Origin of the sequence: Burkholderia sp. USMB20 (assembly GCF_000949135.2) — a bacterium.
In the GTDB taxonomy this organism is placed as follows: domain Bacteria; phylum Pseudomonadota; class Gammaproteobacteria; order Burkholderiales; family Burkholderiaceae; genus Burkholderia.
The window spans coordinates 77,702-103,300 of the sequence record NZ_JTAN02000001.1 but is presented as its reverse complement, the minus strand read 5'-3'; the positions used below and the strand labels follow the sequence as shown (position 1 = coordinate 103,300).

The window sequence follows — 25,599 nt, the reverse complement described above, 5'->3', positions numbered from 1 at the left end:
GGAGGAAAGGATGCATAACGCCTCCTCGTCAGGACATCTTCAACGCCGACTCAAGAACCGGCACATTCAGCTCATCGCCCTCGGTGGAACCATCGGAACCGGACTCTTTCTCGGGTCTGCGGGCATCATCGAGCTTGCTGGTCCGGGCGTGATCCTGGGCTATACCATCGGCGGCCTCATTATCTTCTTCATCATGCGGTTCCTGGGCGAGATGCTGGTCGAAGAGCCGACGGCCGGATCGTTCAGCTATTTCGCGAACCGTTATGTTTCGCACTTTGCGGGTTTCATGTCCGGCTGGAACTGTATCGCACTGTACGTGCTCGTCGGAATGCTCGAACTAACCGCGGTCGGGAAGTTCATTCAATTCTGGTGGCCGGGAATTCCCACCTGGATCACTGTGGCGGTGTTTTTCGTGTTGATCAATTCAGCGAACTTCATCAACGTCAAAATCTACGGCGAGTTTGAATTCTGGTTCGCGTTGATTAAGATCGCCGCGGTACTGGCGATGATTGCTGCCGGCGGATACCTCCTCGTGACGACTCACAACCCGAATCAGAGCCTGAGCAACCTCTGGACGCACGGCGGATTCTTGCCGAACGGAATTTCCGGGCTCGGAATGTCCTTTGCGTTCATCATGTTCGCCTTTGGCGGCGTCGAGATGCTGGGTTTTGCCGCAGCAGAGACTGATGAACCGCGCAAGGTGATTCCGAAGGCGATTAACCAACTGGTCTATCGCGTGCTCGTGTTCTACATCGGCTCGATGGTTGTGCTACTGTCCTTGACGCCGTGGAACGACCTGGTCGCGCAACTCAAGGCCGGCGGGGGTACCTATAGCAGCAGCCCGTTCGTACTCGTCTTTTCCGGAATCGGTGAGCATCTTGCTGCGAATCTCTTGAATTTCGTGATTCTCACCGCAACGCTTTCTGTCTACAACAGCATGGTCTATAGCAGCAGCCGTCTACTGTACGGCATGGCGCTCGAAGGCAACGCACCGAAGTCGCTAATGCAGGTCAATAAGCGCGGTGTGCCGGTTCGTGCGATCGTCTATCCCGGTATCGTGACCGCGCTGTGCATCCTGCTGAACTACGTTGCGCCGGCGGGGGTAATCGAATTGCTGATGTCGCTCATCGTTGCGGCCCTTGTGATCACGTGGGTTGTCATCGTGATCGCTCATATAGGCTTTCGGAATGCGAGCAAGAAAAAAGGCATCTCTGCACGCTTCCGAGCGCCGCTCTCTCCGTTGTCGAACTACGTCTGTCTGTTGGCGATGGTGATTGTAGTCGTCGTTATGTTGATGACGCCAGGAATCCGGATGTCCGCTTTGGCGATACCAGTCTGGATCGCCATCGTCTATGGGGCATATCGAGTTATTTCTCCGAAATCGACGACCGTTGCGATTGACGTTTCCTGAATCGAATCGCTGGCCGGACGCGATTCGTGGTCGTCCGGAGTTGTTCGGACGATCCGCAGCTTGGGGTAACTCAGGTCAAGTCCCATCTGTATTGTTGCTAGCGACGCCGGATTTACCGGCGTCGACTATCATCTGGACGACTACTTGCAGTTGTTTTTCGGTTGCTTCCTCATTGGTCTCGAAGAGCCGCATAATCGACAATCCGCGTAGCGCGGCAAAGATTACCGCAGCGAACTGCTCGGGTTCTGGATGAGTTCTTGCGATTTCGGGAAACACGGCCACGAAATGCGCAAAAAATGAAGGGTCGTGCTTCGCTCGATGCTCGTTAATTCGTTTGAATAGTTGGGGCGACGTCTTGCACCCAAAAAAAAGACTCCACGCGGCAACGTAGCTCGGTGGTCCATACACGCTGTCCCAAGCCGAATGCACGAACCGGCTCGCGCGCTCCTCAAGAGGAAATTGGAGTCCCTCATCGGGCCATACCGCTCCGAGTTCGCCAAGCGGCTGCATCACCTCATCGACTACCCGTTCCATCAGTGCGGTTCTTGTCCCGAACTGATGTTGTACGGCACCGAGCGTGACCTTCGCACCCCGCGCAATTTCCTGCAGATTCGTCTCCTGAAAGCCGACCTTCTGCAAAAGCCGGATCGCGGATGCGATGACCTTCCGCTGAGTCGTTTCGCTTCGTTCGGCTTGGGTACGTCGTTTCGACGACGATCTCGCTGGCCGGCTGGATATCTCCTTCATTACTGCTCCCATCTGCTTCGATGCAGCTATTGGCAATGATTGAATTTTACACTTCCGCCTTCGTCTTTAAGGTGAGGCGCGGATGGCGACTCTGCCGATGGCGCCCGCATTGCAGCAGCAGGGTTCTTGCAACTGCTTCATGAACCTGCACTTGCGTCGTTCGGTGCGCCAGTCCTGAGCGGAAGATCCACTGTGGGAGCAGGGGCTCAAGTAATGCGCCGCAATCCAATGTTCGACTCGTCCAGTGACGCTTTGCTGCGTCGGGATGTGTGGGTTTAGGTCTATGTGCAGTGCCCACTGGGGGCTATGACAACATGCCCGATGTAGCACTGAATTTTGATCTACTGCAATGCGAGAGATCTGCGGTATCATGAACGCGACGTTCAAAATGTGAACGTCGAATGAGATAAAAAGCTCGCGTCAGTCGTGCAATCTCATCCCGTCGAAGCCGTTCGGGTTGCCGATCCATAACATGCCTTGCGGGGATCCAGGAGACAAGGAGACGTCACCGTGTCAAAACTCACTTCGCGGGCCTTTATTGCGACGGCGCAGCCGTCGCAATCAATGTCCGAGAGGCAGCGCAAGTTCATCGTCAAACTGACTGTCCTGATTTCGGGCGGGATGTTCATCGATGGTTTCATCCTCGGCGGCATCGGCATTGTCATGCCGGCGATCACCGAAAGCCTGAAGTTGTCCCTCGCATGGCAAGGTCTGATTGGCGCATCGACGCTGATTGGCATCTTCTTCGGTGGCCCACTGGGCGGCTACCTTGCGGACAAGGTTGGTCGGCGGCCGATGTTTACGATCGATCTGGCGATTTTCCTGTGCGGTTCCATTGCGCAGTTTTTCGTCCATGAGGCGTGGCATCTATTCGTAGTGCGATTTATTATGGGTGTTGCGATCGGTGCGGACTATGCGATCGGTTGGCCAATGTTGGCCGAGTTCGCACCATCGCGACTGCGCGGCAGGCTGCTGGCAACCCAGGAAATTGGCTGGTATGTCGGCTATCTGGTCGCATATGCGCTTGGCTGGGTACTGACGATGTCGGCCGCGGCAGATTGGAGCATGATCCTCGGGTTGAGCACGATACCCACGCTGATCGTTCTCCTAATGCGTTTCGGCACGCCAGAATCCCCACACTGGCTGATGAGCAAAGGACGCAGGGCAGAGGCGATGGAGCTCGCTGCGGCATATATGGAAGAGGCCGAGCAGCGGGACCTGCTCGTGCATCGCATCGCGGGTAAGGCCGGCTTCGGTCGACTGTTCGCGCCCGACTGTATCAAAAGCACTATCTTCGTGTCAGTCTTCTGGATCTGCAACGTGACGCCGTATTTTGCGATTGGCACGTTCATTCCGGTCGTGCTCAACCAGCTCGGCTTGCACGACGGCCTAACTGGGGGTCTCGCGCTCAACGGAATCGCGGTCCTCGGCACGATCGTCGCCGCGTGGCTGGTCGAACACGTTGGGCGCCGCAATCTGGCGATTCCGCCATTCTGGATTTCGACCGTTGCACTGGTGATCGTCGGACTCTTTTCCAACGGTTCGACCACGGTGATCATGGTCGCCTTCCTGACGTTCTCGTTCGTGAATGCGATTTCCACCGCGCTGACCGGTGTGTACCCCGGTGAAGTATTCCCGACCGAGGTACGAGGTGTCGGCGTCGGATTCGCGACGGCTGCCTCGCGTGTAGGCGCGGCGTTCGGTACGTTCGTCCTGCCGATCACGATTCAGTCGCTCGGCATTGTGGTCGCGATGTTCATTGCCGCAGGGATCAGCCTGTTCGGCGGCGTCGTGTCCCAGTTGCTTGCACCCGAGACGAAAGGCAAGCTACTGAGCGAGGTGTCCGCAGGCTGACCATTCGGTTTGTGAACAACGGCGAGCGCCGCCGCGTTCCAACAAGTCGGCGCTGGCCGCTGCCGGCCCGACCCCTGCAATCCCGTGTAGTAGACTACATGCCCTTGCCCATACCGACTGGCGTGGGTCGATCCGGATAGCAGAGTAAGGTGATAAGCCACAGTGGCCGTGAACATCGAAACGGGCGAGCAGTCGATAGAATCGGAGGCGCCTGATCTCATCAACAAATCAGTGATCAAGGCAACCGTGCTGCTCACAGAGCTCGGTCTGCATCCACAAGGAATTACGGTCACGGAACTCGCGAAATGCGTTCGGATGTCACGTCCGACAGCATTTCGTCTCTTGCTCAGCCTCGAGCAGACGGGCTTCGTCGAACGAGCCGACAACAAGTACAAGCTCGGTTGGCGACTCGCGCGTCTTGGGCGTTTGGCCGATCCACACGCCGGCATTATTAGCCGCGTACAGCCAATCCTCAAGGCGCTGGCCGAAGAGCTCAACGAAATGATCGGCTATGCAGTGGTCAACGGTGACGTCGATTTCGACCTTATCGCGGAGGCGTCGGGATCGCGCCTGATTACGCTGTCACCTGGCTACGTCGCTCGCGATTTTCCACTGCACGCGAGCGCGACCGGCAAGATCATTCTGGCCGAAATGACCGACGAGAAGATCTCATCGGTATTGCCGGAAACCTTACCGTTGCTCGCGAGCCGAACTATCACGGATCGCGCCGCGCTGATCCGGTCGCTGCACAAAGTGCGCAAGCAGCGATATGCAGTGGTTGACGACGAACTCGAGGAAAGTCTGTTCGCGCTGGCAGTTGGCGTGCGTGACGAACGTGACCGGTTAATTGGTGTGCTCGCCGTGACCGGCCCGACACAGCGCATGCATACTCGCTCGCTGCCCGAAGTCGCCGAACGGTTGCATGAAACGGCCAAAAGGATCGTCGCGAAGTTATTGTAAGGCGCTGGTCGCGTACGCCACCCCTGCTCCTGCAACTGATCTGCAACAGAGAGGGGCCTCAAGATTGCCCCGATCCTTCAGGCGTTGACACTGTTCTTGGCAATAGTTCTGTGCAGCAACTCGAACCTGCTTGTCCTAGGCCGCCGCGGCGAGACCGCCGCGGCGAAATCGACCAGATCGAGGAGCTTCTAGATTCACGCTTCGTGAGTGCGGAATCACGATCGCGCAACTTTGCTGTGATCGTGCGATGCGCGGTCGGGCCGTTTCAATAATGGCGCATCGCTTATCGTCTCAACGTGCGCTGTCAATGACCATGCCGCCGTCCGGAGTGAGCGTATAGCCGGTCAGGTATTGCGCATCCTTGCTGGCGAGGAAAAGCACGACAGGCGCAACGTCATCTTCGGGCGAGCCGTGCCGCCCAAGCGCATTGGTTGCCGGGGGAGTGTCAGCCCCGGCACCCCACGTGTCAGCAACAGGTTGGATATTGTTTACGGTGATCTTGTCGCCCCCCCACTCGCGAGCCGCGGTGCGAGTCAAAGCGCGGATTGCCTCCTTTGCCATGTTGTACGGACCATAGGGCGTCATCCCCAAGGCGGCTGCGGGCGAACCGAAATTGATGACGCGGCCACTGCCGCTGGCCTTCAGATGTGGATAGCACGCTTGCATTGTCCGCAGCGCGGCTATCGGTCCAGTGTCGAAATTGCGTTGCAGTTGCTCCACGGACAATTCGATGATTGGAGATGCGACGACTGAAGGATCGAAGGCGTTGTTCACCAAGATGTCAATCCCACCGTAAGTTGTGACCACTTTCTCAACGGCAGCGTGGATCTGTGCAGCGTCGCTTATGTCACATGGCACACCGAGCGCTGTGCCCCCGGCGGCAGTGATGTCGGCTACAACAGAATCGACATTGGCAGGTGTGAGCGATAGGACGGCCACCTTGGCACCCTCTGATGCGAATAGCTTGGCCGTTGCGCGACCGATGCCGCGACCTGCACCCGTGACGATTGCTATCTTTCCATTGAGTCGTGACATGACTTCGTCCTTTCAGATGACCGTGGCAAGTTGTGTAATTGCGACCTCGCCATAGGGTGAGGGAACTTCCCTTGCGGCATTTTGTGTGCCGAATGAAATGATCAAAAGCGCAAGACCGATGACAGCCGGTACTGCTCCCTTCAACTTGTGCACGCCGAGATGTGCCGAACCGGATAAGAGAAGATGAAAGAAGATGCCGGCATAGGCTAGGTCGCTCAACGGCACACTGATCCGTGACAAAATCACCAACGGCCCGAGGATCTTCACGACGATCATGAGAGGCACGAGGTAAGGGGCGGGATAGTTCAGTGCAGCAAGCGTCTGCCGTACCCAGTCCCGTTTGACGATGTACAACGTTGCAGACGTCAGATAAAGCAGCGATAGGAGTGTTGTGGTGATCCAGTATGCGTAGTGCGCAATCATGAGAGAGTTCCTAGTGTCGATCCATGGAGACTTTCGTCAAGAATGTCGTCTAATATGAAATCCATCAAGTAGGATGATTAACTGTCTATTAGTATGAAAAACCAGACTGAGGAAAGTTGCGAGATAAATATGCATGACGAAATGCGTCGGGCATTTGCGCTGCTTTCTGGCAAGTGGAAGTTAGAAATCATGTGGCTACTCAACCAGCGCGTGTACCGTTTCGGAGAACTGCGGAAAGCGATTCCTGGTATCACCCAACACATGCTGACGACGCAGCTTCGTGAACTTGAAGCAGACGGTCTGGTATCCCGGACTGTTTTCGCGGAGGTACCTCCCCGGGTCGAATACGAGATCACCCAAAAGGCTCGCGGGCTTGGGCCCACAATGGAAGCACTCACGCTTTGGTGGAATGAGTACGGCCGGAGCCTGCCGGTAAAGCCGCCTTCTCGGGGACGTCCGCCCAAAGGCAGCTAGGCCGCGACATTGGCATACACACGGATGGTGCGCAGTCGCCCAGTGCGATACCACCCGGCGCAGCTGCGAGGTGCGTGTTGCGACAACGTCGCGTTTCGAGTTTGGGCCAGTGCGGCGATGCAGCCGCCGCTGTTCACATACGTGACCGTTTTTCGCAGCGCCGAGCTCGGTGATGTGCAGACTGCGCAAGACTAGGGGCGGCCACGGCGCTGGTGTGGGATCGGCGGATCTACTCGCGCCCGCCGACCGGCGAGGAGATAATTCCGCGGACCGCCGAACCGCCGGCAACACCACACGCGTTCGATGGAGAGGATTGTGTCCTCCGCCCGTTGAAAAACTGACGGCTCTCAACCCGCGAGATCCCACTGCGCGGCATCGAGGAACTGGTCGTATGCGAGGCGTTCGAGTACTGCCGGTTCAGCCAGATGTGCACCGCGGCGCTGCTGGGCGCGGTCTGCCGCAGCTTGATCAACCGCTTCGTAGACGGAGCTTGCGGCCAGGAAGGTGGTAGCGGCAGGCGACTGAATGGCCGCCACCTTGGCACAGACGCCGCAGTGTCCACAGGTATTCGGACGTGCGCTGGAAGTTGCACGCGCAACCGAAATAGCCGGAGCACGATGGGGAAAGCACCTCGGGAGCCTGCCCCGTTACGTGGTAGTCCCACTGTTGGTCGACCACGCCGCTGCGACGACCGCCGCCTGCGGACGCAGCCGGCGGTCGCGTTGCCGAAGCGTCTACAGCCAGTTCGTTTCGAACGGGAACGTCGACAGCGGAACGCAGCCGGTGTCGGTCAGCAGAACCTGCTGCTCGAGCTTGACGCCTTGCTCGCCGCCTTCTCCGCCGATGTAGCTTTCGACGCACAGCGTCATCCCGCTTTCGAATCGGCCGTCGTATCCGCCGCTTTCCCAATCGATGCCATACGCAACCGACGGATATTCGTCGACCATGCCGATGCCGTGCGCAAGGCAGCTGTAGCGGTTCTTTCGATACGCGGCCGGCATGTTCCAGCTGCGTTCAGCGAATTCCCGGAACGTCATGCCCGGGCGCAGCAGTTTCATGTTGGTCGTCAACTGCGTGTAAGCGGCGGCATAGAGCCGGCGCTGCTCGTCAGTTGGACGAACGTGGCCGACCGTCCAGGTCCGGGAAATGTCGGCGCAATAGCCGAACGGACCGACGAGATCGGTATCGAACGCGATCAGCTCGCCTTGCTTCATGATCCGTGCGCTGCATTCCTGCATCCACGGATTGGTGCGCGGCCCCGACGCGAGCAGCCGCGTTTCGATCCATTCGCCGCCGAGGCGGATATTCTCGTAATGCAGGTGCGCCCACAGATCCTGTTCGCTCATCCCCGGGGTCAGCACGTCGTGCATGCGCTGGATGCCCTGCTCGCAGACCGCGACGGCGGCCTTGATCAGCTCGAGTTCGTCCGGCGATTTCACGGCGCGCGCGTGTTCCATCAGCGCCTGTCCGTCGGCGACGCGTACACCTTCTTCTTGCAGCGCGTAGACGCCCTCGGGATCGAGTCGGTCGACCGCGATGCGCATCTCCGACGGCGCGTGCCGGCGCAGCAGGTCCGCGACTTCCCGCGCCCATTGCCGGGCTTTGCGCGTCGATTCGGGGCCCGAGCTGAAGTAATTCCAGCAGGTTGCGCCGCGCAACTCGACGTCGAGCGTGCTGCCGTTCCAAACGTGCTCGCAATTGTGGAATTCGAAACCGATGACGGACCCGTGCGCAAACACGATCACATAGCGCGTCGGGTTGCGGCCGGTCCAGATCTGCATGTTAGATGTGTCGGTCGCGTAGCGGATGTTGACCGGGTCGTACAGGATGATGGCCGGACAGCCCCGCTGAACGAGTTCTTTCCTGACCCGCTCGATGCGATACGCGCGTACGCGCTCCATCAGGTCGTTCGGAACGTTGGCGGTACCGTCAGTTTGCATCGTTGTCGCCGCATGAAGCGTGCTTACCGCTGACATTGCTCCTCCAGTTCGTCGTTATGGATCCGTCCGGACTCGTGGCAGCGACGCGCTTGCCGCTCCGGGCGCCAGCGGGTCCTTTGAATCAGTATCGAAACGCCGAAAAGGCCGGTCAACGCGCTATATTTTCACGCTCGCATTAATTTAAATTATGCGAACACGAACAGTATGCGCGACGGCATCGCCTGACCAGTACCGCCTGACTGGCGGGGCGAATGCGGACGACACGGAGCGACGCCGCGCGGTTCGCGACGCGATGAAGATGGCCGGCGAGGCCGTATTCAGCGAACGGGAAGTTCTTCGCGCAACCAGTCGATCAACTGGGTGACTGCGGGCGTGATCGAGCGGCCATGCGGCACGATGACGAAGTAGGCATCGCTTGGCTTGGACGATGTAATCGGAATGCGCACGAGTTCGCCGGTGGCGAGCAGGTCATGCACCAGCCGGCTCCAGCCGAGTGCAATTCCTTGCCCGTATCGCGCGGCCTGCACGGCGTCGGTGTAGAGGCTGCAACGCAGCGTGTAGTTGAGCTTCGGAGGACGGTAGCCGACCGAGCGAAACCAGGATTCCCAGCCCATCCAGCCTTCGTACGTCGAGTCGGACTCGATGAGCGGAAGCTCGGTGAGCGCTTGGAGCGAATTCGGCATCCCGTTCTCTTCGAGGAAGCTCGGTGAGCAGACGGGGAATACTTCTTCATCGAACAGGAAGATCGACGTGCCGTCGACCCACTTGCCGTCGCCGTAGCGCACAGCGACGTCGACTTCCACATGACGAAGGTCCGCCGTAAACATCTGGGTCGTCAGCCGCAGCTTCAATGGCGGGTTCAGGTGCTTGAGCTTGGGCAGCCTCGGCAGCAGGCGGAACTGCGCGAACGGTGCCGTTGACGCGAGCACGAGCTCCTGCTGGTCGGCGCCCGTCGACAGGCGGTCGAACGCGCCGGCGATCCGCTGCATCGACTCCGCGACCGCGAGATAGAGCATTTCGCCTTCGTTGGTCAGCGAGATCGAACGGTGCAGACGATGGAACAGGCGCACGTCGAGCGTTTCCTCGAGAAAGCGCACCTGCCGGCTGACCGCCGCCTGCGTCACGCCGAGTTCGGCCGCCGCGTGAGTGAAGCTGCCGAGGCGGGCGACCGCTTCGAATTCGACCAGGGCAGTCAGCGACGGGACGATCCGCCGATATCCTTTTGTTCCTTTCGTCATTTGAGTCTGTTTTTCGTGCGACCGGGGCGAATCGTCTGTCTCCAAATTGTACCGGTCAGTCGCCGACGTTGCGATGCGGACGGGTCCCGAATTGCGAGTTTCCGTCGCACGGATTCGGGTTAACCAAGGGGGCAGGCGCGTCGGCGGCCTCGCATAACATAAAGTAATGCGAACGGGAAAATATAGCGCGTTGACGGGTGAAATTGCCCCTCCAATACTTCGCTCAAAGTTTGAAAAAAGCATAGCGAAAATCAGCCCCATTGGAGGAGTACGATGTCTGCCATTCCGCTCAAGAGCCACCGCGAACTGCTCGACAGCCGCAAGCCCGGACACGGGCTGCCGGCCGGGCTTCTCGGCCGGCAGGATGTGTTCGAGACGGACGTCGAGGTGTTCTTCGAGAAGATGTGGATCTTCGTCGCGGTGACGGCCGACGTGCCGGAGCCGGGCGACGTCTACGCGGTCGATATCGGCAAGTCGTCGATCCTGATCGTGCGCGACGACGACGAGAACATCCGTGCGTACCGCAACGTGTGCCGCCACCGCGGCGCGCGTCTGATGAAGAGCGCGACGAAGGCCACCGTCGGCATGCTGGTTTGCCCGTATCACCAGTGGACGTACGATCTGGACGGCAGCCTCAAGCACGCGACGCACATGGGCAAGGATTTCGACACGAAGTGCCGCAGCCTGATCCCGGTGCACGTGAAGGTGGTCGGCGCGCACGTGTTCGTCTGCCTCGCCGATGAGGCGCCTGAGGATTTCTCGAAGCTCGAGTCGGTGATGACGCCGCGCTTCGCGCCGCACGACATGCAGCGCACGAAGATCGCGCACGAGATGACCATCGTCGAGAACGGCAACTGGAAGCTCGTGATGGAGAACAACCGCGAGTGCTACCACTGCGGCGGTACGCACCCGGAGCTCACGCAATCGTTCCTCGCGCACGACTTCGGTTTCTGCCCGGACGGCCAGAGCGAGGAATCGCTGCGCGACTACGACGCGTATCTCGAGCACAATGCCGCGCGCAAGAAGGAGTGGGAAGAGGACGGCTATATCTGCGAGGCGTTCGAATCGGTCGACGAGAGCGTCCAGACGAATTTCCGCTCGCAGCGGCTCGTGATTGCCGGCGCGTGCGAATCGCAGACGATGGACACCAAGGTCGCGTGCACGAAGCTGCTCGGCGATCTGCCGCGTCGCGATCTCGGCGACGTGCACATGTGGACCCATCATTCGTGGACGCACGTGATGAGCGATCACGCGGTCGTCGCGTACATCCTGCCGATCGCGCCGGACAAGACGGTGGTGCGCACGGTGTGGCTCGTTCATGCGGATGCGGTGGAAGGCGTCGACTACGACGTCAAGACGCTGACCGAAGTGTGGGACGCCACGACGCGGCAGGACGCCGACCTCGTCGCGATCACGCATAGCGGGACGCAGGATCCCGCGTATGTCCCGGGCCCGTACTCGACGTACACCGAAGGCGCGCTCGACCAGTTCGCGCGGTGGTACGACGCGCGCCTGAAGGCTCACGGCATCTGAGTATCGTCATGACAGTCAGAGAGAACTTTTGCGTGGCCGATCCGGCCGCCGCGGCGACCGATCGTTTCTCGGACCCCGCTACCTGGGAACGCGTGGACGTCCAGTGGGACAGCAGCGAACAGAAGACGCTGGTGTGCTGCCGCGTGCGCGACGAGACGCACGACGTCCGCAGCTTTGTGTTCAGCGCGCAAGACGGGCGCCCGTTCAGCTTCGAGCCCGGCCAGTTCATCACGGTGTCGGCCGACGTCGACGGCGTGCCGGTCAGCCGCTGCTATACGGTGTCGTCGCCGCCGACTCGGCCGTACACGTTGTCGATCACGGTCAAGCGCACGCCGGGCGGCGTGATGTCGAACTGGCTGCATGCGAACATGAAGCCCGGTGTCGAGCTGCGTGCATTCGGACCGTCCGGCATTTTCACGCCGTCCTCCGGGCCGGCCGCGAAGGTGCTTTACCTGTCCGCCGGCTCGGGCGTGACGCCGCTGATGTCGATGACGAGAGCGGCGATCGACCTCGGGCTGAATCGCGACATCGTCTTCGTGCACAGCGCGCGAACGCCCGACGACATCGTGTTTCGCGACGAGCTCGAGCGGCTGAGCGCGGAAGCCGACCATCTCAAGGTGATCCATATTTGCGAGGCGACGGGGGCCGAGCCGGGCTGGAGCGGGCCGACCGGCCGGCTCAGCCTCGATCTGCTGGAACGGCACGTTCCCGACTATCGGGACCGCGAAGTCTTCACGTGCGGCCCGGCGGGCTACATGAACGCCGCGAAGGCGCTGCTCGCGCAAGGCGGTCATGATCCCGCCCGCTATCACCAGGAAAGCTTCAACTTCGCCGAAACGGTCGAGCCTGCCGCGGACGCGGCCGACGCGGCGCAACAGGCGGCGGAGGCGGGCGTCCGCACATATACGGTGCGCCTTGCGAAGTCGGGCAAGACCTTTCCGATGAGCGGCGCGGAGACGGTGCTGTCGGCCGCGCGCAAGGCCGGCGTCGCGCTGCCGTCGTCGTGCAGCCAGGGCATTTGCGGAACCTGCAAGACCGCGGTGCTCGAAGGCACGGTCGACATGCAGCACAACGGCGGTATCCGTCAGCGGGAAATCGACAAGGGGCTGCGCCTGATGTGCTGCAGCCGTCCCACGTCGGATCTCGTACTCGATCTGTAGCGGTGGTTGTCCCAATGCGCGCTGATCCCGATCCGGATCGGCGCGCACTGCCCGACGCCAGTCGATCCGTCGTCCTTCCGGCATTGCCACCGTGTCCGATACCCCGGCTTTCCTCACCTCACGACCGCGCCATTTTGGCTTTCTCACGCTGCCGTCGTATTCGATGATCGCGTTTACCCACGCGATCGAGGCCCTTCGCGTGGCGAACTACGTCGACCGTACGGAGCACTATCGCTGGACGGTGTATTCCATCGACGGCAACCCTGTCGAAGCCAGCAACGGCATCGCGATGCGGCCCACGCAGGCGCTCAACCTTTCCGGTCCGCTGCCCGACGTGATGATCGTGTGCGGCGGTACGCGGATCCGCGAGATGGTCGACGCGCGTACACGGCACGCATTGAGCGCGCTCGCCGAACGTCGGATCGCGATGGGCGCGCTGTGTAGTGGTGCGTACGCGCTGCTGACCGCAGGCCTGCTTGACCGGTACCGGTGCGCGGCGCACTGGGCCGACCTCTACGCGCTGCGTGCCGAGTTTCCCGGTGTCGAGATCACGGACGAGCTCTTCGTGATCGATCGCGACCGGATCACGTGTACGGGCGGCATCGCGCCGATGGACATGATGCTCACGCTGATGTCGAGCGATTTCGGTCCGCATCTCGTCGTCGACGTGTCGAAGCATCTCGTCGTCAACCGGCTGCGCGGCATGAATGAACCGCAGCCGATACCGGTGTGTGCGCGTCTCGAATCGACGCGCGAGGACCTGGTCGAAGCGGTGAAGCTGATGGAAGCCAACGTCGAGGAGCCGCTTTCGTTTCCTGAGATCGCGCGACTGGTCGGGCTGTCGGAACGGCAGTTGCAGCGGGTGTTCAAGGAATTTCTAAATGTGTCGCCGCGCGGCTATTATCGGAGCATTCGCCTTCGGCACGCACGGGACCTGCTGCGCCGCGGCAACGATTTCGTCGGTGATGTGTCGGCACGTTGCGGATTTCCGTCGGCGTGTACTTTCAGCAAGGCGTATCGGAAGGAATTCGGCCATGCGCCTATCGTCGAGCGCCGCGCGCCGAGATAACTGCGGGGAATGAGGCGGCTCGTGCCGGCTCGGCATGCGGCAGCGCCAGGGTGCGGAGCGGGTGGGGGCCGGTTTTCATCGGACTTCACCCACCCGGGCAAGTTACATCGAGTTCGGCTTTGTCTGCATTTTTCTCATTGAGCCAGACGGCGAGTTTCTGGGTGAGGTCGTCGGAATGGCAGCCCGCGCTAGCAGAGGCGCCGCGATGGCTATGTGTCTGCGGTGCGCTGCAGATCGATCGCGATGCCGCACCGCGCCGGCCGATCACGCTGTGCGCGACGAGACAAACGACGCTGCGCCCGGCTGCTCGCCACGATGCTACGACGCCACGACGCCACGACGTGGCGGCGCAACCGACGGACGTGACGATTCGACGTGCGCGTTGCCGTCGCTCTCGTCGATTCCGATATGGCGATGCGGTGCACAATGGATCGAGAATGGCGTCATCGTGACGCCGTGGCGGCGGCCGAGCCGCTCTTGCCAGCCGCCCGGCTGACGCACAAGCTGCACTGATCGAATAATTGAAAGGTTTGCGACGAGACCCGCGCGAGCAACCGGCGGGACTGTCGTCGACGGGTGCGTCGACGCAGCGTCCGACCTCCGTTTTGAGAGTGAAAGCCATGTTGAAGAAGCAATTGTTTGCCGACCGACTTCTCGCGCAGATGCCGTCGCTTCGCGCGCTGCGATGCTTCGTGACGGCGGCGCGCTACGAGAGCTTCACCCAGGCGGCCGAGGTGCTGTGCGTCACGCAGGCGGCGATCAGCCGGCAGATCAAGGAGCTCGAGGATTCGCTCGACGTCGCGCTGTTCGAGCGCACCGGCCGGCATATCGCGCTGACGGATGCGGGGCGCGTCCTCTACAACGCGTCGTACCTGTCGATCATGAACATCGCCGAGGCGGCGGAGGCGGTGCGCCGCACCGACAGGCACGCGCTGATGATCTGCGTGTCGCATACGTTCTCGGCGCTGTGGCTTTCGTCGCGGCTGCCCGCGTTTCGCGAGCAGTTTCCGAACATCCAGCTCCACGTGATCGTCACCGAGCACTTCATGGAACTCGACGGGCTCATCGAGCCCGACGTGATCATCACGAAGAACCCGCCGCGCGAGCCGGAATTCGAAGCCGAGCCGCTCTTTCACGACATCGTGTATCCGGTGTGCGGCCCGTCGTTTCACGAGCGGCATTTTCACGGCCGGTCGCTGAAGCCGCTCGACCTGTTGTCGTGCCCGACCCTGAACCTGTCGATGCTCGGCCGCGCGCAGGTGTGCGAGCACGTCGACTGGCGCGTGTGGCGCAACTGGTTCCAGCAAAGCGACGGCACCGACACGCTGATCGAGAACAAGTCGCTGGAAAGCAACGACTATCGCCTGCTCGTCGCGCAGGCCGAAGCAGGCGAGGGGACGCTGCTGGGCTGGCATCACCTCGTGCACCGGCAGATCGATGACGGCGTTCTCGTGCGTCCGGTGCAGGACGTGCTCGTGTTTCGCGATCGCCATCACTATCTGATCACGCACCGGAATGCGCAGCCGCGCGAGGAATACCGACTGTTCCGTCAATGGCTGAGCGACGAGGTCAGCGTGATGATGCGCGGGTGGCTCGATGTCAGTGTTGCACTCCGTCGGTAGCGGGCCGGACGACGAACAAGCCGAATTTTGATGGTTGGCGTGCAACGGATGCCTTCCGTACTCGACGCGAATCGCGAATCTCTCTCACCACTACAGCTTGATCGCTATACAAGCGCGATCCGCGCCGATGTGGCTTTTGACGCACAGCGTCATCCCGCTTTCGAATCGGCCGTCGTATCCTCCGCGTTCCCATTCGATGCCGTACGCAGCAGACGGATACTCGTCGACCATGCGGATGCCGTGCGCGAGGCAGCTGTAGCGGTTCTTTCGATACGCGGCCGGCATGTTCCAGTTGCGTTCAGCGAATTCCCGGAGCGTCATGGCCGGGCGCAGCAGTTCCATGTTGGTCGTCAACTGAGCTCGACGACGCTGACCGCTATGCAATCGAGACGCTGTGGATGGACACCTGTCACAAGCGTCGCTTGCCCGGTGAAGGCGTTCTTGACGTGAAGGGATTCATCAAAGCGGTTCAGGCGACGGTCTTCGATGGTCCTTGGGGCGTGGAAATTCTATCTGAAGTCGAGCGCAAGCTGCCATTGGAAGAGATGGCAGCGCGCGCGTACAACGCGACAATTCGTCAGTTCGAGGAATGACCGCCCGCGCCAGGAATGAGTGAAGCAGCGGGTACGCCGATACCATTACGTAATACCTGTTCGCTTATTCTGTGCCTCGCTTACTCGAGGAGATGTCGCGTAGTGCCGCTCGCCTGCCCGAGATTCGTCGCGAGGGTTCGTTTTCGGCTACCCTGGTTCCGCTGCAGACGTGGCCAGTCGCTCATCAGCATACCCAGAATGACCTGACGTGGTCGAGCGGAGAAACGGTGCAGAGGCGCAGCCCAGGGTGAGCCGCGCATCATCAATCATTCGCCATGAAAGCGCTCAGTACCGAAGTTTTACCGTCGGCAGCCCTCCGGCGTCCAAGGCCGCATTGAGCCGCACGATCAAAGCCTTACGAAGGGCGTTGTAAAAGGGAGCCTTCTGCGCGTCGAGTACGTTACCAGTGTGATCTTTGATGGCATTATTCCTGATGTCGTCGATACTCTTCAGGAGGTGCGTCGTAAGATCCCGCTCCGGTCCTTTTGGCAGCATCGTTAAGGCGTATGTAGTGGAAATGATTTGGTTAGACAATCTGTCGCGCAAAAGTCCTGATTTCAAGAAAAGTCGCATATCTGACATGGCTTCCATAAAGTCGGTATTGCTTAGCTCATGCGCGAAATCGTCCACAAAACACGGCCGATCGAAAGCTTCGTGGAGGGCGATCAAATGAGCACGCTGTTGGTCATAGCCCAATCCTGCCGCATAGGCTTTGTAGGTTGAATCTACCAACTGTGAGGATCGGTTGAGAACATCGACATAATGGTCCCAACTCCAGTAAGCGATCTTGAAGCTGTACGCCTTTGAAGCGTTTAGCTCGCCTACTGCATCATGTGCTTCTGTGTCGTTCGGCAGCGTAGTGGTAACAATGAAAAGATCGAGCGATGGGCGAAATGAAAGTGCCAGCGCTGCCTCTTTCTCAATAAGGGCCTTTGTCAATTTCTTGCCTGGCTTCATCTCCTTGCATTGCAACCCCAGCTGCCGACCGTCGTACATCTCGCCGTGCACATCTACACCATGCTGACGTTGTCCCTGACGGCCATATTCATGTACCGTCGGTTCGTCGCATATATTGCATACCGCACGTGCCGCAAGGGTCTGGAAGTCTTGCCAATTCGCGGGAGGGGGAAAGTAGAGGTACATAGAATTCTTGTAAATTGAAAGGCTTCGATTATTGATTCCGGGGGAGACGAGGCTACAACGGCGGCTCCGTAGCAGCAGTGATTTCAGTCGGGCGATGGTGTTCCGATGGATCCATGACGCTCGTCTATGAACCTACCGCTTCTGACCTGAGCCACCGTGGCGCTGTCTCACAATACGAGATGAACGTGAGGTGGATGCTGGCTTCCGAGGATTTCCCAACTTGGCGGCGAATGTCTCTACGGCAGACGCTACAGTTGAGAGCAGTGTGCTAGACGCTCCTCCAACGATGCCGGCCGCGGTAAGTAGCGCATCGGTCGAATTGGGAAGATAGGCGGCAAGCAGGGCCGACAGTACGAAACCGGATGGGATCCCCGACAACAGGCGATTGCGCAGATAACTGACGTGCTCCTTTGACGCCGGCTCTTTGCCAAGCACAGTCAGGCGTAACCGTTCATCGTCCCGAAGCTTGGATGCGATGAATGCAAAAACACCTATCGCACCTCCGAGCACGCCGTTGGCCGTGCCGCGCCATGATGGCGGCAGGACGTGCTCGTACAGGTCATATCCCGGCAGCACAACGAGAAGTGCGAACACCATGACGAAACTAACAGCCGAGGTTCCGAGTTCCCAGTTATTGAGCACGTCGTAAGTTTGCGCGCTGGACGTAGCAAGGCTATCGGTCGTGTCCTTTTGCAACTACTTTCTCCCCATCATGAGTCGACAAGCTAATAACGACTAATTGGGGAGAAAATGAAGGGGATATAGCCAGATTTTGGTTCCTATGGACGGTCGCAGGTGGTCGTTCGTGGCGGCGTTGCCAAACGGCCCGGATGGTGACGTTTACAGAGCAAAGACTAACGTAAAGCGCTATTCGTCGCTGGCGGTCCAGTGAAGAACGGATTCGATGCGTCGACGGAAGGGAGTATCAATCTGGCGTGGCGCCTTGCGGACATACCGCTCTGCAACCTCGCGCTGCTGCCCTTCGAGAGACGCAAGGTACGCGACCACTTCATCAGAGGTCGGGCGATACCCGTCTCGGGTGTCCAGCTTCGGCGGCAGAGCCGTCCATACTACTCCGTTGATCCCGGAAGCTTGTGCCCATTGGCCTAGTGCTGGCATCACGATCGGCGGCGCGTCGTCATGTACCCACGCTCCGACATGCTTCGACCAGTTCTTCTCGGGCATCCCCTCTCGCTCAGCCAGCGCACGGCATGCGTCTTGAATGTTCGTCGCTTCCATCAGCGCCCACAGCACGCGGACGGGCGGCCCACCTTCATCAATAACCAGCGTGATTCTTCCGTCTTTCGACTGACGAAGAAATTCGACAGGTACTAGGGGACCGTCGTTAAACCATCCATTTCGAATGGGGAGCTCTCGCGTATCCCAAACGAGAGAACCCCAGCCAAGACACGCTATTGTTTGCATTCTCTGTCCGCATGTTGACCAACACGTGTGGCTGCCTCCAACCTCTCGAGCGCCAATTCGCAATCGATGTTCCGACCGCGACTTGACAATACACAATGCTGCTCCGTCCGGCGCCAAACGGGGTTGAAGTTCCGGTGCCTCCAAAATTCAGCGCTGCCTGCTGATTCGACTGTAACGTCTTGCATCGTACGCACCAGACCGCGATTTTTCTCAAGCCCCTTGAGGCTCGGAGCAGCCGGCTGAACTCGCGCGATCGGTTGTCCGCATTGCTTCTTCGTGCCGTTGTAAAGCGCCAGCTTAGCGAGTGAGCCAATGCCAAAACTGCTTCAGCCATGAACGCCAGCTAATGCGTTCCTGCTTCGGGCTGACAGGCGGGGGAAGTGAGGAATTCCGGTCCTCGATTCGCGGCTCTTGGGCGCTGCGATGCATCGCTTGCAAGTCCCGACGATCACGTTCAAAAACTGCCCTGATCTGGCTCTTGGACATCTGTCCGCTCCAGACCACCCTGTTATTACGAATCCAGTAATGAGACTGGCAGGCCATTGACCAGTTTCCAATCGACGGACGCATGGAAACTCGCCCCTCTCTAAGCTCGATGCGCCATTCTGCGGGGGAGAGAGGCGTCACCACCTTTTCCCCGCATCCACAGCAGCAGAGGTGCACGGCGGCACGATACTTCTCGCTAATATAGAGCCGCCCTGGTTCCAGCACGCGAGGTGCGAGCTCTACCAGTTCCGGCGTGACGCGGTCAATTCGCATCCTCGCCCTCCGTTCTTTCTGCTTTAGCCAACGCCATTGAGCTGATGACAAACTCCAACTGGTGCCAGTCCCAGTTCATCGCATAGAAGCCGAAATGCTGCTTCCACCGCATGACGGCCAGGATGGCGTTGAGCGCATTCGCATCCGCGATCTGGATGTTTTGGTCGTACAGCGCATCGCCAGCGTCTTCCATAGTGGGAGCGCGATCAAAGAAATGCCCGTTTCGACCGGGTGTGGCCACTGTGACGCGGCAAGTTCCGAAGATCTGCTGGGCTGCGGAGAGGGACATGTCCATGCCACAGTCGATGAAAGGCACGCCTTGGGCGATGAGGTTGGCGCAGATCAGCCGCCGCGCTGGGCCTTTGTCGACACAGACGAAAGCGAAGTCAAACTGCGCCAGCAGGCCAACATTGGCTTCCGTCACGTACGCAGGATGTTCGACGATTCCAGTATGCATTGGACCGTACAGTTGCGCGAAATAGGCGACTTTGGAGCTGCCAAAACTCGTCTCGCACGCTGCTGCCGGCGCCCGGAAGGCGTTGTGCAGTTCGAACACGTCGCCATCGAAAAGATGGATTTCCCGCACCGGTGTCTTCGCTACCTGGTCCAGCACGTAGGACCCGGTCCCCCCCAATCCAATGATCGCGATGCGCAAGTTGGCTAAGCGTTCTGAGGCCATAACAAAGTTGCCGCGAGCGGAGCATGCGTCGGGGTAGCGGAACGGAGAGGTCCGAGGCGCGACCTGTGATGATCCGTGCCCGAGAGGGCGTGTGCACTGAGGATCGATCACCCGCGCCTGGTCCGTGATGATGCGCCAGTAGTGCATCAGCTGATCGAAATGCGTCGCGTAACCAGTCCAGCCGTCATCCTTGTTGGAGAAGTAGAACCGAGCAGGAACTTCGGGCGCGACTAATCCCCCAGCGACGTCCGAATGTCGCAACTGTTCTATCGTGCCGCCATTCGCGAAGCACGGGAACGGGCCGTCGAACCACGCTTGATGCGTTGCGGGTGGTGTTACCTGGCTGTCGGTATAGATGAGCGTTGCGATCAGGGTGCCGAGCTGAAGCTGTTTCTTGTCGTCGACAACTGGCACGTCGTGCAACAGCAAGTACGACCCCTGCACCGTCACTCGCAACCCCGCAGCGAGGAACGGAGCGAGCACTGCATCAAGAACGGCCGGTTTTGCGGACATGGCACACCATCCCTTCTTTAACCGGTACGGGCTTTTCGCCCCGTGCCAGCGACAGGCTTTGCCCGTCCGGATAATCGACCGTAACCGTATAAACGATATCGGAGGTATCTGCAGGCGGATCCTGCGGGTACGCCAAGTGCACCAGCTGCGCGTATGTCAGCTTGGCTTCGTGCACCTGGACCTGATCGAGGTTGACGATGATGGTCGTCGTATGTGTCGGGGTAGACATGGTTTTAGCCTCCTTTGACTAAAAAATGTCAGGTTTCGTGTAAGGTGAGGAAATTCTGTCAGATTTTGTGTAAGGTGTAAAGTGCGGTGTAAAATCTGTTCATCGACGAACCGGAAGGAGTCCGCTTGAGTAGCAACGCCGTCCCCCAGAAGGGGCAATGGGCCAACGCGCCGTTAGTCTTTGTACTTGCCCAAGTCCGCTTTTTGCCTAGCGCCGCGGCAGCGCCAGAGCACCTGCGCGACGCAATCACGACACGAATCGGCAGTCGGTTTCCAACTATTAGTCAGACAAATAGCTTGGGAATTGAGATCAACCCGAATGGCGGTCCACCGCGAACGACCCAGTCTGTCGGATATGACCTGGTCAACAGTGACGTAGACGGCATGGTGCGCGTGCAGCCGGGCTCCCTTACATACGCCGTCACGTCTTATGTAGACTCACCGCACTTCCGCGATCAGTGGCTCGAAATCATCGACGCCCTGGGCGACGCGCAAGTCACGACTGTGACGCGCCTTGGCCTGCGCTATGTCGATTTTGTGATCCCCACCCGCGGGCGGCGCCCCGAGGACTACGTCAATGCGCCTTGGAACCTCGCCGGTATGCCCGAACTGCCTGGCGCTGCCCGGGGGCCCGATCTGCACGTTTCGATGGTGGACGTCGCTTTTCCGCCTGGCAGAATGCGCCTGCAGTTCATGCGCGGTGTCGGTGTGCCAACGTTGCCTATGGATCTCCAAGGGATGCTGACGCCTCGGCACCAATCGGTGCATGTCAATGTCGGCGAGTGCGCGGTTATCGACAGCGATCGCTGGATAGACGGGGAACACAACGCCGGTCGAGCCACCGTCGATCAACTGTTCACCCAAATGCATACGGACGTATCGTCTGCGTTCCGCGCCATGATTAGCCCGTTGGCGCATGACGAATGGCAAACTGACAAAGCAAAAGGAGACGCGAAATGATCTATGCCTCCGAGCGCGACGCGAAATTGAGCTCGGCGATCGGACAGGATGCAATCTGGCGTCAGTCCGGGTCCACGGGTGTTCGCGAATTGAGAACGGCTCTTGACTGCGGTACCGCACTACTGACAGTCGTGATCTGTCTTAGCGATTCCCAGCAGCAGTACCTTGGAACAAGCGTCAACGCGGCGGTGCCACTGCCACTTCAACTTGCTTCGGCCGGGCACCCGTCCGAGCCGGCCCTGACGACGCCCGCAGAGATGGTGGAAAAACTGCGCTCGGCATTTGGCTTAAATGTCACGCAGCTCGCGCAGACCTTGCAGGTTGAGCGGATTACGATCTATGCATGGATGCGCACCGAGCGGATGGAGAAGCTCAGTTCGTCCAACCGTAGCCGACTCTGGCGGTTGTACCAAATCGCCAAGCAATGGAGCAGTTACGCGCCGCTGGCCGGGAAATACCTGGTCGAAATCATCCCAGGGAAAGACACAACACTGCTGCAGATGCTCTGCGGCCAGCAACTGGACCAGGGAGAATTCGCGCACGCGTATGAGCTACTGGCGCGAGCCACCAGTCCAACCGCACGTACCCGGCAACACCGAGCAGGCCAGCGCGAAGCGTTGAAGAAGGGCGTCGAAAATCTTCGTAAGAACGCGAACAAATTCGGGATGGATCTGAGTTGACGGGGGCGCAGCTCTATGACTTGTTCCTTGACGAGCTTATAGCAGGCGCAGGAGACAAATCTCTCATGGTCATGATTGCCGGTCCCAATGGGGCTGGCAAGACCACGCTTTGGCGGAAAAAGCTGGAGCCAATGCTGGAAGACGCCTTAGGGGCTGAATATATAAACGCCGACGAGATCGAGCGTGAGTTGAACGAAGCGGCGCAAACGGACCCGCAAGCTCCGCAAACGGTAGAGACTGCTCGGGAGGCGCAAGCCGAGGCGACACGCCGGCGCGAGTTGCTCTTGTCTGCGGCTCCGGGCGCTCAAAGCCACTTCGTCTTCGAAACGGTCTTTTCGGATCCGTACGGGCACAAACTTGACGAACTGCGACGTGGAGTCGCCGCCGGGTACTACGTCATCATGTTCTTTGTTGGACTGGACAATGTGCAGCTTGCCCAACAGCGCGTTCAACACCGGGTCGGCGGTGGAGGACATGACGTCCCGTCCGATGTGCAGCAGGCGCGGTTTCCGCGCGTCTTTACTAATGCGCAAAAAGCGCTGCAAATCGTGCCGCTCGCCGTGTTTTTTGACAACTCTCCAGATCGGCAGGATGGGCAGGGCACGCATCGACCGGTCGCCATTGTAAAGAACGGGGCCGTACTGGCCTTACATGACGAGATGCCTGCGTGGTGGTCGATGATTCTTCCATAGTTCGTGTCGCGCCCTATGTTGGCGCGGCAAGCTCAGGCACGTGACGGCGGTTCGCGCGGGCGCTCATTGCACGACGTGCTCCTTCACGACTGCGTCGCGATACACCTTCGCTATGAGCATTCCGGTCCTCTCGATGGACCGGCCGGCTGCTGCTTCCTCGATGCAATGCAACGCGTCTAGCGCCCAGTTACCGCAGACATCCCTGTCTCGTCGAGCGAACTCGAGTTCCACCGTCATTCCTTTTCTCGTCAACTCAGCCGAAATCCAGTCGAATGCGGTGTCTCCATCTGTCGGTCGCTGTGGCTCGGTAGTGCACGCAGCATTTCTGCATTGGCTTCATCAAACGTGCTGACGCGCATGTACTCGCCGATGTCCGAGAGCAACCTAGGCGGTCAATTAAGTCGCGAGTACAGCCTGAGTGCCCCCATATGGATGACTGGCAAGCAACGCCGAGCAGCGCTCGCGTAGGAAGAAATGCAACTGGTTAATCGCGGGCGTCAGTTGCGCGCGGTGGGCGCAAATCAGGTGCAGCGGCGCAGGCTCACAGTCCTCGGGAGGAAATATCTCCACTAGCCGGCCTGCCTTCAGATCGTCGATGAGGTCTAGTCGCGACTTGTAGACAAGGCCTTCCCCGGCTACCGCCCAGCGACGAACGGCATCGGCATCGTCGCTGACGCGATTGCCCGTGACTGCCACGGTGCGCTCGCCTCCAGGTGGGGTAAATCGCCAGCGCTCATGGAGCTGCTCGCTCCAGACGTACCGAAGGCAATTGTGTCGCCGCAGGTCATCAACTTTGGCCGGTGCGCCATGTTGTTTGAGGTATGACGGCGCGGCGCACAATGCCCGCCGGTTGTTGTCGACCAGCTTCAAGGCCAGCAGAGACGAATCGGGTAGCGCTCCGTAGCGCACGACGGCATCCAACGGCTGGCGGATGAGGTCGGCCGCGCGGTCGCTCATTTTGAGGTGCAGCGACAAACCCGGGTGCTGGTGTTGAAATTCATCCAGCCACGGCAATAGCAGGTTTCGCCCAAAGTCAGATGGGGCGGACAGCCGCAGCGGGCCGGACAGCGCCCCCCGGCCGCTTTCCAGGGCCTGCTGGCCTTGCTCCAGCGCGCCAATCATGACCCGCGCATGCGGCAGGTAGCGCTCGCCAGCTTCCGACAGCTGCATGCTGCGCGTCGAACGAGTGAACAGGCGCGTGTCCAATGCTTTTTCGAGCCGCTGAACTGATGCACTCGCGTGAGCTGGCGCGATATTCAGCTGGCGTGCCGCCTCCGAGAAGCTGCCGTAGTCCACCGTGTGCACGAAGATCTGAACGTCATCGAGTCGTATCATTTTCGCTGAAATGACGAAATTGTTTGGGAAAAACTGGTATTTATCCGCATATCGATGAAAGATAACATGGTCTCAATCACTCTTGGAGACCCTGTGTATGAAAGCCATCGGCTTCTATCAGAACCACCCCATCAGCTACCCGCAGGCGCTGCACGATATCGAGCTGCCCACGCCGGAACTGCGCGACCACGATCTGTTGGTGGAAGTAAAGGCGGTATCGGTCAACCCGGTCGATACCAAGATCCGGGGCGGCGGAGATATTCCGGAAGGCGGTGCCCGTATCGCCGGCTGGGACGCGACGGGAATCGTTCGCGCGACCGGTCCGCTGGCCACGCGCTTCAAGGCAGGCGACCGTGTCTGGTACGCCGGCGATATCACGCGGCCCGGCAGCAACAGCGAACTGCACGCCGTGGACGAACGCATCGTCGGCCCCATGCCGAACTCACTGGACTTCGCCGAAGCCGCGTCGTTGCCGCTGACGACGATCACCGCATGGGAACTGCTGTTCGACCGCCTGCGCGTTCAGGCGGCGGACCCGACCGACCACAACGTGCTGCTCGTCATCGGCGCAGCTGGCGGTGTGGGCTCGATCCTGACGCAACTGGCGCGCGAATTGACTGGTGTGACGGTCATCGGCACGGCCTCGCGGCCGCAAACCCGCGAGTGGGTGCTGGCACATGGCGCCCATCACGTCCTCGATCACCATGAACCCTGGGCGCCGCAATTAGCCGCGCTCGGTATCGAGCATGTCACCCATGTTGCCGGGTTGAACAACAGCGCCGCCTATGTGACTCAGATCGCTGCCGTGCTGCGCCCGGAAGGCCAGTTCGCCCTCATCGACGACCCGGTGGGTCTGGACATCGGTCCGTTCAAGGGAAAATCCATCTCGATTCACTGGGAACTGATGTTCACCCGCGCGATGTTTAGCACCGGCACCATTGCACGACAACACGCATTGCTGCGCCGCGCGGCGCAACTGGTCGATCAGGGGCGGCTAAAACACACCCTGACCCGACGCATTGACGGCATCAACGCCGCAGGTCTGACCGAAGCGCATGCGCTGGTCGAAGCCGGCAACATGATCGGCAAGGTCGTCGTCGCCAACTAGTGAACCCCTTCTGACAAC

At 59.8% G+C, this 25,599-nt stretch carries 27 protein-coding genes; 13 read left to right on the top strand and 14 right to left on the bottom strand.

What is annotated here, in order from left to right; translation table 11 throughout:
* Positions 1 to 10: 10 nt before the first annotated feature.
* Positions 11 to 1,411, top strand: coding sequence for an amino acid permease (locus tag PL79_RS00490; RefSeq protein ID WP_044845863.1), 1,401 nt, complete (start codon positions 11 to 13; stop codon positions 1,409 to 1,411).
* A gap of 75 nt (positions 1,412 to 1,486) precedes the next feature.
* Here the strand turns inward: PL79_RS00490 and PL79_RS00485 are convergent, their stop codons facing one another.
* The gene (locus PL79_RS00485) at positions 1,487 to 2,158 is read right to left on the bottom strand and encodes a TetR/AcrR family transcriptional regulator (protein WP_044845798.1); all 672 of its coding nucleotides are present in this window, start codon (positions 2,156 to 2,158) and stop codon (positions 1,487 to 1,489) included.
* Between the two features lie 510 nt (positions 2,159 to 2,668).
* On the opposite strand from PL79_RS00485, the gene PL79_RS00480 reads away from it, so the two are divergent.
* Complete coding sequence (locus PL79_RS00480) at positions 2,669 to 4,012, top strand: MFS transporter (protein ID WP_235879169.1); 1,344 nt, start codon at positions 2,669 to 2,671, stop codon at positions 4,010 to 4,012.
* A 162-nt stretch (positions 4,013 to 4,174) separates the two neighbouring features.
* On the top strand, positions 4,175 to 4,972 hold the full coding sequence (locus PL79_RS00475; RefSeq protein ID WP_052664693.1) for an IclR family transcriptional regulator: 798 nt from the start codon (positions 4,175 to 4,177) through the stop codon (positions 4,970 to 4,972).
* A gap of 291 nt (positions 4,973 to 5,263) precedes the next feature.
* Here the strand turns inward: PL79_RS00475 and PL79_RS00470 are convergent, their stop codons facing one another.
* Positions 5,264 to 6,007 (bottom strand): SDR family NAD(P)-dependent oxidoreductase, encoded by a 744-nt coding sequence (locus tag PL79_RS00470; RefSeq protein ID WP_044845796.1) that lies wholly within the window; start codon positions 6,005 to 6,007, stop codon positions 5,264 to 5,266.
* Positions 6,008 to 6,019: 12 nt separating this feature from the next.
* Entirely contained in the window at positions 6,020 to 6,430 is a 411-nt protein-coding gene (locus PL79_RS00465; protein WP_044845795.1) for a DoxX family protein, read from the bottom strand.
* A 93-nt stretch (positions 6,431 to 6,523) separates the two neighbouring features.
* Here PL79_RS00465 and PL79_RS00460 point away from each other — a divergent pair, with 93 nt between their 5' ends.
* A complete protein-coding gene (locus PL79_RS00460; RefSeq protein ID WP_082088568.1) occupies positions 6,524 to 6,904 on the top strand; it encodes a winged helix-turn-helix transcriptional regulator in 381 nt (126 codons plus the stop codon).
* A gap of 734 nt (positions 6,905 to 7,638) precedes the next feature.
* Here PL79_RS00460 and PL79_RS00450 read toward each other — a convergent pair.
* Positions 7,639 to 8,880 carry a M24 family metallopeptidase gene (locus PL79_RS00450; RefSeq protein ID WP_052664691.1) on the bottom strand — a complete coding sequence of 414 codons (1,242 nt, stop codon included), beginning with the start codon at positions 8,878 to 8,880 and terminating at the stop codon, positions 7,639 to 7,641.
* Positions 8,881 to 9,161: 281 nt separating this feature from the next.
* Positions 9,162 to 10,082 (bottom strand): LysR substrate-binding domain-containing protein, encoded by a 921-nt coding sequence (locus PL79_RS00445; protein ID WP_044845793.1) that lies wholly within the window; start codon positions 10,080 to 10,082, stop codon positions 9,162 to 9,164.
* Between the two features lie 273 nt (positions 10,083 to 10,355).
* Here PL79_RS00445 and PL79_RS00440 point away from each other — a divergent pair, with 273 nt between their 5' ends.
* From PL79_RS00440 to PL79_RS00425, 4 genes are all read left to right on the top strand, one after another.
* A complete protein-coding gene (locus PL79_RS00440; RefSeq protein ID WP_044845792.1) occupies positions 10,356 to 11,615 on the top strand; it encodes an aromatic ring-hydroxylating oxygenase subunit alpha in 1,260 nt (419 codons plus the stop codon).
* An 8-nt stretch (positions 11,616 to 11,623) separates the two neighbouring features.
* Positions 11,624 to 12,775 carry a hybrid-cluster NAD(P)-dependent oxidoreductase gene (locus tag PL79_RS00435; protein WP_044845791.1) on the top strand — a complete coding sequence of 384 codons (1,152 nt, stop codon included), beginning with the start codon at positions 11,624 to 11,626 and terminating at the stop codon, positions 12,773 to 12,775.
* 91 nt (positions 12,776 to 12,866) lie between these two features.
* Complete coding sequence (locus PL79_RS00430) at positions 12,867 to 13,844, top strand: GlxA family transcriptional regulator (RefSeq protein WP_044845790.1); 978 nt, start codon at positions 12,867 to 12,869, stop codon at positions 13,842 to 13,844.
* A 620-nt stretch (positions 13,845 to 14,464) separates the two neighbouring features.
* The gene (locus PL79_RS00425) at positions 14,465 to 15,466 is read left to right on the top strand and encodes a LysR substrate-binding domain-containing protein (protein WP_044845788.1); all 1,002 of its coding nucleotides are present in this window, start codon (positions 14,465 to 14,467) and stop codon (positions 15,464 to 15,466) included.
* 90 nt (positions 15,467 to 15,556) lie between these two features.
* On the opposite strand, the gene PL79_RS00420 is transcribed toward PL79_RS00425, so the two are convergent.
* Positions 15,557 to 15,820, bottom strand: a complete 264-nt coding sequence (locus PL79_RS00420; protein ID WP_044845787.1) for a hypothetical protein — start codon at positions 15,818 to 15,820, stop codon at positions 15,557 to 15,559.
* A gap of 44 nt (positions 15,821 to 15,864) precedes the next feature.
* On the opposite strand from PL79_RS00420, the gene PL79_RS00415 reads away from it, so the two are divergent.
* Positions 15,865 to 16,059, top strand: a complete 195-nt coding sequence (locus PL79_RS00415; protein WP_044845786.1) for a hypothetical protein — start codon at positions 15,865 to 15,867, stop codon at positions 16,057 to 16,059.
* Positions 16,060 to 16,344: 285 nt separating this feature from the next.
* Here PL79_RS00415 and PL79_RS00410 read toward each other — a convergent pair whose 3' ends face one another.
* The 6 genes from PL79_RS00410 to PL79_RS00385 all read right to left on the bottom strand — a co-directional run bounded on the left by PL79_RS00410 (position 16,345) and on the right by PL79_RS00385 (position 20,807).
* A complete protein-coding gene (locus PL79_RS00410) occupies positions 16,345 to 17,202 on the bottom strand; it encodes a hypothetical protein (protein ID WP_126220995.1) in 858 nt (285 codons plus the stop codon).
* A 132-nt stretch (positions 17,203 to 17,334) separates the two neighbouring features.
* Complete coding sequence (locus PL79_RS00405; RefSeq protein ID WP_126220994.1) at positions 17,335 to 17,898, bottom strand: hypothetical protein; 564 nt, start codon at positions 17,896 to 17,898, stop codon at positions 17,335 to 17,337.
* 171 nt (positions 17,899 to 18,069) lie between these two features.
* Complete coding sequence (locus PL79_RS00400; protein WP_126220993.1) at positions 18,070 to 18,627, bottom strand: hypothetical protein; 558 nt, start codon at positions 18,625 to 18,627, stop codon at positions 18,070 to 18,072.
* 297 nt (positions 18,628 to 18,924) lie between these two features.
* Complete coding sequence (locus PL79_RS00395) at positions 18,925 to 19,386, bottom strand: DUF6527 family protein (protein ID WP_082088567.1); 462 nt, start codon at positions 19,384 to 19,386, stop codon at positions 18,925 to 18,927.
* Positions 19,376 to 20,578, bottom strand: coding sequence for a ThiF family adenylyltransferase (locus PL79_RS00390; RefSeq protein ID WP_044845785.1), 1,203 nt, complete (start codon positions 20,576 to 20,578; stop codon positions 19,376 to 19,378). Before PL79_RS00390 ends, PL79_RS00395 begins: the two co-directional genes overlap by 11 nt.
* Entirely contained in the window at positions 20,553 to 20,807 is a 255-nt protein-coding gene (locus tag PL79_RS00385) for a multiubiquitin domain-containing protein (protein ID WP_044845784.1), read from the bottom strand. The genes PL79_RS00390 and PL79_RS00385 overlap by 26 nt, the downstream gene beginning before the upstream one ends.
* A 125-nt stretch (positions 20,808 to 20,932) precedes the next feature.
* Between PL79_RS00385 and PL79_RS00380 the strand changes: the two genes are divergently transcribed.
* The 3 genes from PL79_RS00380 to PL79_RS00370 all read left to right on the top strand — a co-directional run bounded on the left by PL79_RS00380 (position 20,933) and on the right by PL79_RS00370 (position 23,138).
* Positions 20,933 to 21,766, top strand: coding sequence for a TIGR04255 family protein (locus PL79_RS00380; protein WP_082088566.1), 834 nt, complete (start codon positions 20,933 to 20,935; stop codon positions 21,764 to 21,766).
* The gene (locus PL79_RS36400) at positions 21,763 to 22,446 is read left to right on the top strand and encodes a hypothetical protein (protein WP_235879168.1); all 684 of its coding nucleotides are present in this window, start codon (positions 21,763 to 21,765) and stop codon (positions 22,444 to 22,446) included. Before PL79_RS00380 ends, PL79_RS36400 begins: the two co-directional genes overlap by 4 nt.
* Positions 22,447 to 22,511: 65 nt before the next feature.
* Positions 22,512 to 23,138 carry a zeta toxin family protein gene (locus PL79_RS00370; RefSeq protein WP_044845859.1) on the top strand — a complete coding sequence of 209 codons (627 nt, stop codon included), beginning with the start codon at positions 22,512 to 22,514 and terminating at the stop codon, positions 23,136 to 23,138.
* Between the two features lie 63 nt (positions 23,139 to 23,201).
* Here the strand turns inward: PL79_RS00370 and PL79_RS36395 are convergent, their stop codons facing one another.
* Positions 23,202 to 23,375, bottom strand: coding sequence for a hypothetical protein (locus PL79_RS36395; RefSeq protein ID WP_235879167.1), 174 nt, complete (start codon positions 23,373 to 23,375; stop codon positions 23,202 to 23,204).
* A 159-nt stretch (positions 23,376 to 23,534) separates the two neighbouring features.
* Complete coding sequence (locus tag PL79_RS00360) at positions 23,535 to 24,473, bottom strand: LysR family transcriptional regulator (protein WP_044845783.1); 939 nt, start codon at positions 24,471 to 24,473, stop codon at positions 23,535 to 23,537.
* 97 nt (positions 24,474 to 24,570) lie between these two features.
* Here PL79_RS00360 and PL79_RS00355 point away from each other — a divergent pair, with 97 nt between their 5' ends.
* Entirely contained in the window at positions 24,571 to 25,581 is a 1,011-nt protein-coding gene (locus PL79_RS00355) for a zinc-binding alcohol dehydrogenase family protein (protein WP_044845782.1), read from the top strand.
* The last annotated feature ends 18 nt before the right edge of the window (positions 25,582 to 25,599 follow it).